General features: G+C 72.2%; 7 protein-coding genes. 4 read left to right on the top strand and 3 right to left on the bottom strand.

Translation table 11 applies throughout. From position 1 onward, the window contains the following. Window positions 1–52: 52 nt before the first annotated feature. The gene (locus ACFFNX_RS38990; RefSeq protein ID WP_378211170.1) at window positions 53–283 is read right to left on the bottom strand and encodes a hypothetical protein; all 231 of its coding nucleotides are present in this window, start codon (window positions 281–283) and stop codon (window positions 53–55) included. Window positions 284–378: 95 nt separating this feature from the next. After that, window positions 379–981 carry a DinB family protein gene (locus tag ACFFNX_RS38985; protein ID WP_378211168.1) on the bottom strand — a complete coding sequence of 201 codons (603 nt, stop codon included), beginning with the start codon at window positions 979–981 and terminating at the stop codon, window positions 379–381. Between the two features lie 63 nt (window positions 982–1,044). On the opposite strand from ACFFNX_RS38985, the gene ACFFNX_RS38980 reads away from it, so the two are divergent. Further along, on the top strand, window positions 1,045–2,046 hold the full coding sequence (locus ACFFNX_RS38980; protein WP_378211167.1) for a helix-turn-helix transcriptional regulator: 1,002 nt from the start codon (window positions 1,045–1,047) through the stop codon (window positions 2,044–2,046). Here the strand turns inward: ACFFNX_RS38980 and ACFFNX_RS38975 are convergent. Continuing rightward, complete coding sequence (locus tag ACFFNX_RS38975; protein WP_378211166.1) at window positions 2,033–2,845, bottom strand: crotonase/enoyl-CoA hydratase family protein; 813 nt, start codon at window positions 2,843–2,845, stop codon at window positions 2,033–2,035. The two genes, ACFFNX_RS38980 and ACFFNX_RS38975, sit on opposite strands and share 14 nt — an antisense overlap. Window positions 2,846–2,985: 140 nt before the next feature. Here ACFFNX_RS38975 and ACFFNX_RS38970 point away from each other — a divergent pair, with 140 nt between their 5' ends. From ACFFNX_RS38970 to ACFFNX_RS38960, 3 genes are all read left to right on the top strand, one after another. Further along, a complete protein-coding gene (locus ACFFNX_RS38970; RefSeq protein ID WP_378211165.1) occupies window positions 2,986–4,587 on the top strand; it encodes an acyl-CoA synthetase in 1,602 nt (533 codons plus the stop codon). A 16-nt stretch (window positions 4,588–4,603) separates the two neighbouring features. Further along, window positions 4,604–5,545, top strand: a complete 942-nt coding sequence (locus tag ACFFNX_RS38965) for a Zn-ribbon domain-containing OB-fold protein (protein WP_378211164.1) — start codon at window positions 4,604–4,606, stop codon at window positions 5,543–5,545. Continuing rightward, window positions 5,542–6,215 (top strand): thiolase family protein (locus ACFFNX_RS38960; protein WP_512699873.1); only part of this gene is annotated, 674 nt, incomplete at its 3' end. The genes ACFFNX_RS38965 and ACFFNX_RS38960, both read left to right, overlap by 4 nt.

Genomic DNA, 6,215 nt, shown 5'->3' with positions numbered 1-6,215 from the left:
CGGGCGGGCGTCGCCCGGCCCGGCGTCCGGGTGCCGAGGACGCGTCGCCCGGTCATGCCGCCGCACGCTCGGCGGCCGGGCGTGCGATGGCCCGCGACGTACAGGACGCGGCGATCGGGCCGATGCCGGTCCCGGGCGGCACGATCTGGTCGAGGACCTCGTCGTCGGGGTGCTCCATGGTGCGGGGCCCGATGATGGCCGACGTGACGGCGAAGGCCATCGCCAGGTGGGTCGGCGACGGTCCTGCGCCCTCGGCGAGCCGGATGAGCCGCTCGACGGCCATGCTGCGGCAACGAGTGCTCGGGAACCACCGCCGCGAGCCGGTCCTGCCCCAGCTCGCGCGTCTTCACCGTGGCGTCCTTTCTGCTCGCCTCCCGGTCAGCCGGACCTCTGCCCGTCGAGCGCCTCGCGCAGGATGTCCGCGTGCCCGGCGTGCTGGGCGGTCTCGGCGATGACGTGCGTGAGCGCACGGCGCACGGTGTATTCGGTTCCCGGCTCGTGCCAGGGCGCCTCCGGCAGCGGGTGCGTCGCCGACAGGTCGGGGACGGCGGCGATGATCTCCTCCGTACGGGCGGCCACCTGCTCGTAGCGCTTGAGGATCCCGGCCAGCGTCTCGCCGGGCGACATCTGGAACTCGTTCTGGTGGTCGATCATCCACTGCGGGAACTCGCGTGCCGTACCGGCCGCGATGTCGGCCCAGGTGACACCGTCGGGCAGGTCGTAGCGCATCGCCGACGGGCCCTCGACCACGAAGCGCATCCAGTCCTCCTCGGTGGACGCGACGTGCTTGATCAGCCCGCCCAGGCACAGCGCGCTGACCGTGGGGCGCTCGCCGGCCTGCGCGTCGCCGAGCCCGCGCGTCGTGGTGATCAGGGCGGATCGGGCGCTCGCGAGCTGGGCGAGCAGGTCGGTCCGCTCGGCGTCGAAGGTCGGCGTGGTCACGGTGATCGGGTCCTTCCGGTCGTTGTCGTTGTCCGGCACGACACAGACGATCGCCGGGGAAGCGGACAGGGTGTGGCCTCTTCTTGCGGCAATATCGGAGCCATGCCGAAGACCTCAGCGCGGCTGCTCTCGCTGCTCTCCTTGCTCCAGGCCCGCCGGGACTGGCCGGGGGCACTGCTGGCCGAGCGGCTGGAGGTCAGCCCGCGCACCGTGCGGCGCGACGTCGACCGCCTGCGCGAACTCGGCTACCCCATCGCGGCCGTCAAAGGCCCCGACGGGGGGTACCGGCTCGGCGCCGGCGCGGAACTTCCCCCGCTGCTGTTCGACGACGAGCAGGCCGTCGCGCTCGCGGTCGCACTGCGGATCGCCACCACCACCGGCGCGGGCATCGAGGAGGCCGCGGCGCGCGCCCTGACCACCGTCCGGCAGGTCATGCCCGCGCGGCGGCGCCGGCGGATCGGCACCCTCCAGGTCACCGCCGTCGAGCGGCCCGCGACCCGGCCGGATCCACCGGTCGGCGGCGGCGTTCTCGCGGCGATCGGCGCCGCCGTCCACGCCCGCGAGGTGCTGCGCTTCGACTACGCTCCCGCGTTCCCGCCGGGAGCCGGCGGAGACGACGCCGAAGGTCCGCCGCGCCGGGGGCAGCCCCACCACCTCGTCATCTGGGGCGGGCGCTGGTACCTCGTCGCCTGGGACCTGGACCGCGACGACTGGCGCACCTTCCGCGCCGACCGGATCACCCCGCGCATCCCTGCGGGCCCTCGCTTCACCCCGCGCGAACCGCCCGGAGGAGACGTGACCGCCTTCGTGGCCGGCAGGTTCCAGGGCTCCGACGGCTCCGGCCTCCGGCCCTGTCGCGGAGAGGTGATCCTCGGCCGCCCCGCCGCCGCCGTGTCCCCCTACGTCCGCGACGGAGTCGTGGAGGAACTCGGCCCGGACCGCTGCCGGCTCATCCTGGGCTCGTGGTCATGGCACGGCCTGGCCGCCGCCATCGGCAGGTTCGACGCCGACATCGAGGTCGTCGGGCCGCCCGAGCTCAGGGACGCCTTCGCGCACCTGGCCCGCCGCTACGCCCACGCCGCGGGCGAGGTCACGCTCCCGTGAACCTCGGGGGACGCTTCTCGCGGAAGGCGCGGGTGCCCTCCTTGGCGTCCTCGGAGGCGAAGACCGGCCAGCCGATCTCATCGGAGATCTTCAGGGCCGCGTCCTCGTCGAGGCCCTCCGTACGGCGGTGGGTCCGCAGGATCGCCTGGACCGACAGCGGGCCGCAGGCGGCGATCCGGTCCGCCACCTCCCGGGCCGCCGTGAGCGCCTCGCCGTCCGGCACCACTCGGGTGATCAGGCCCATCCGCAGGGCCTCCTCCGGTGTCACCGGGCGACCCGTCAGCAGGATGTCCATCGCGAACGTGTACGGGATCTGCCTCGGCAGCCGCACCGCCGAGCCGCCCATCGGGAACAGGCCACGCCTCGCCTCGAACAGGCCCAGTGTCGCGTTCTCGGCGACCACGCGGATGTCGGTGCCGAGCAGCAACTCGGTGCCCCCGGCCACGGCGGAGCCCTCGATGGCGCTGATCAGGGGCTTGCCCGGCCGGGTGTCGCGGAGCAGCCCCTTCCAGTGGAAGTCGGTCAGTTCGGCGGCGCGGCGGCGGACCCGCTCGTCCGAGGACGGCTCGCCCATCGCCTTCAGGTCGGCGCCGGCGCAGAAGTGGCCGTCCGCGCCGGTCAGGATGCCCACCCGTACGCCGTCGGTGGAGTCGATGTAGGCCCAGGCGTCGGCCATCCCCACGAGCATGTCGGTGCTCAGCGCGTTGCGCGCCTCCGGGCGGCGCATCGTCACGGTGACCACGTGGCCCTCGCGTTCGACGACGCAGTGTGCGGTGCTGATCGGCAGCGGCTCCGCCATGACCGCCTCCCTCCAGGACCGATAACGAGAACGGATTCTAGTATTGGGATTACGCATCGAACAGGGGTTGTCGCCTAAAACGAGAACATGATTCACTGCGGATCTGGGCACCTCCGTACGCGAGACGCAGGAGGGATTCGATGGGCACGCTGGGCTTCTGGCGGCTGGCCGCGAACGACCCCGGCCGGGTCGCGGCGGTCGACCCGGACGGCACCACGTACACGGCCGGGGAGCTTCTCGCGCGCTCCAACCGCCTCGTCCACGGCCTGCGCGACCTCGGCCTGCGGCCCGGCGACGGCATCTGCGGCCTGGTGCCCAACGGCGTCGACGGGCTCGTCATCTACCTCGCCGCGCTCCAGGCCGGCTGGTACTACACCCCGATCAGCTGGCATCTCGCCGGTCCCGAGATCGCCTACATCGTCGCCGACAGCGAGGCCAAGGCCTTCTTCGTGCACGAGCGCTACGCCGCCCAGGGCATCCCCGGTGCGGCCGCCATCGATGAGCACCGCCGGTTCGCGATCGGGGGCGAGCTGCCGGGGTTCCGGCCGCTGGACGACCTGGTCGCCGGGCGGCCCGGCACGCCGCCCGACGAGCGCACGGCCGGCGCGACCATGCACTACACCTCCGGCACCACCGGGCGGCCGAAGGGCGTGCGCCGGGCGCTGACCGGCATCGATCCCGACGACTCGGCCGAGCTGATGACGTTCCTGCTGACGTTCTTCGGCTTCACCCCGGGCCCGCCCAACGCGCACCTGGTGACCTCGCCGAACTACCACACGGCGGTGACCCAGTTCGGCGGCTCGGCGCTGCACATGGGCCACACGCTCGTCTACATGGACCAGTGGGACGCCGAGGAGACGCTCCGGCTCATCGAGCGATACAAGATCACCAACACCCACATGGTGCCGACCCACTTCAAGCGGCTCCTCGCACTCCCCCGCGAGGTGCGGGAGCGCTACGACGTCTCCTCGATGCGCTGGGCGATCCACGCCGCCGCGCCCTGCCCGGTGCCGATCAAGCAGCAGATGCTCGACTGGTGGGGCGACTGCGTGTGGGAGTACTACGCGGCCACGGAGGGCGGCGGCACCATCGCGAGCCCGCAGGACTGGCGGGAGCACCCGGGCACCGTCGGCAAGGCGTGGCCGATCAGCGAACTGCTGGTCGTGGACGACGACGGCGCCGAGGTGCCCGCCGGAACGCCCGGGACGATCTACATGAAGATGGCCGGTATCGAGTTCGAGTACAAGGGCGACGAGGAGAAGACGAAGGCCGGCCGGCTCAAGGACCACTTCACCGTCGGCGACATCGGTTACCTCACCGAGGACGGCTTCCTGTTCCTGTCCGACCGCAAGGCCGACATGATCATCTCCGGCGGGGCGAACATCTACCCGGCCGAGATCGAGAACGAGATCATGATCCATCCCAAGGTCGCCGACGTCGCGGTCTTCGGCATCCCCGACGATGACTGGGGCGAGCAGATCAAGGCCGTCGTCGAGCCGGCCGAGGGCGTGCCACCCGGCCCGGCGCTGGCGGAGGAGATCCTCGCCTCGCTCGACGGCCGGCTGGCCCGGATGAAGTGGCCGAGATCATTCGACTTCGTCGAGCACATGCCGCGCGAACCCAACGGCAAGCTCCTCAAACGCCGCCTGCGCGATCCTTATTGGAAGGACCGGGATCTGAGCGGCGAACCGACGAACGAGCGGAGTGGGCGGCGAGGAACGAGCCGCCCGCGCAGCGAGTGAGGAGGAGAGCGCGACCATGAACACGCAATTTGACTCGCTGACAGCGGATCACGCGTTGGAGTTCCCCGGTGGCTACACGCGCTCCGTCGGGCCGGTGATCGGGCGGTTCCTCACCGAGTTGCGCGACGGGCGGCTCGTCGGCGTCCGGACGGTCTCGGGCCGGGTGCTGTTCCCGCCCGTCGAGTACGAGACCGACGGCACCGCCGTCACCGAGGAGTTCGTCGAGGTCGGGCCCGAGTGCGTCGTCGGCGCGTACGCCTGGGTGCCGCGCCCGCGCCCCGGCCATCCCCTCGACCGGCCGTTCGCGTGGGCGCTGATCACCCCGGACGGCGCGGACACCGCGGTGCTGCACGTCCTGGACCTCGGCGTCTTCGAACTCGGGGCGAAGCCCCCGAAGACGCTGCGCGCCGGGCTGCGCGTACGGCCGAAGTGGCGGGCCGAGCGCACCGGCGCGATCGGCGACATCGAGTCCTTCCGCCCCGACGTGACGATGATCAACGCTCCGGTCCGGGCGGACTACCGGCTGAGCGCGGGCCGGGCGCTGAGCCGGTTCCTCGGCGGCGTCGCCGAGGGGCGGCTGCTGGGCCACCGCTGTGAGGTCTGCGGCAAGGTCTACGTGCCGATGAAGGGGATGTGCCCGGTCGACGGCGTGCCGACCACCGAGGAGGTGGAGGTGCCCGACACCGGCACGGTCACGACGTTCGCGGTCAACAACATCCCCGATCCGCGCGCGCCCGACGTGCCGTTCGTGTCGGCGTACGTCCTCCTCGACGGCTCCGACATCGCGATGGTCGCGCTGGTGGCGGGCATCCCGGCCGATGAGGTGCGGATGGGCATGCGGGTACGCGCCGCGTGGCGCCCGCGCGAGGAGTGGGGTCAGACGATGGCCAACATCAAGTGGTTCGAGCCCACCGGCGAACCCGACGTCCCCTTCGACGACATCAAGGACTACCTTTGACCAGCCCCGAGATCGCGGTCGTGGCGTTCGCGCAGACCGAGCACACCGGTCAGGACTCCGGGCTGACCGAGGTCGAGATGCTCGCCCCGGTCATCACCGAGGTGAAGCAGGGCACGGGCCTGACGCGGTTCGGCTTCACCTGCTCCGGGTCGCTCGACTACCTCGCCGGCGCGCCGTTCTCGTTCGTCTCCGCGCTCGACGCGGTCGGCGCCTGGCCGCCGATCTCCGAGAGCCACGTCGAGATGGACGCCGCCTGGGCCCTGTACGAGGCGTGGGTGCGGCTGCGGCACGGCGACATCGACACCGCACTGGTGTACGGGTTCGGCAAGTGCTCGCAGGTCGTGCGCGAGGACGGCGAGTCGGGGCTGCCGGAGCTGATGACGCTGCAGCTCGACCCGTACTGTCTGGCGCCGCTCGGACCCGACCAGACCTCCCTGGCCGCGCTCCAGGCACGGGCGTACCTCGACGCCGGGCACAAGGAGGACGACCTGCGCGCGGTCGCCGTGCGCTCGCGCGCCGCCGGGCGCGCCAACCCGTACGCGCTCGACCTGGCCGAGCCGGGCGAAGAGGAGTACGAGGTCGCGCCGCTGCGTCCGTCCGACTGCCCGCCGGTGACCGACGGCGCGGCCGCGATCGTGCTGGCCACCGGCGACCGGGCCCGTGAGCTGTG

Source organism: Actinoallomurus acaciae (genome assembly GCF_042429965.1).
GTDB lineage: Bacteria > Actinomycetota > Actinomycetes > Streptosporangiales > Streptosporangiaceae > Actinoallomurus > Actinoallomurus acaciae.
The sequence above is the reverse complement of the archived record's forward strand: the minus strand, read 5'-3'. Positions and strand labels throughout refer to the sequence as shown.

Excerpts from the sequence above, each read along its gene's own strand:
- ACFFNX_RS38980 (WP_378211167.1), top strand. The coding sequence starts at position 1,045 with ATGCCGAAGACCTCAGCGCGGCTGCTCTCGCTGCTCTCCTTGCTCCAG.
- ACFFNX_RS38970 (WP_378211165.1), top strand. The coding sequence starts at position 2,986 with ATGGGCACGCTGGGCTTCTGGCGGCTGGCCGCGAACGACCCCGGCCGG.
- ACFFNX_RS38965 (WP_378211164.1), top strand. The coding sequence starts at position 4,604 with ATGAACACGCAATTTGACTCGCTGACAGCGGATCACGCGTTGGAGTTC.
- ACFFNX_RS38975 (WP_378211166.1), bottom strand. The coding sequence starts at position 2,845 with ATGGCGGAGCCGCTGCCGATCAGCACCGCACACTGCGTCGTCGAACGC.
- ACFFNX_RS38990 (WP_378211170.1), bottom strand. The coding sequence starts at position 283 with ATGGCCGTCGAGCGGCTCATCCGGCTCGCCGAGGGCGCAGGACCGTCG.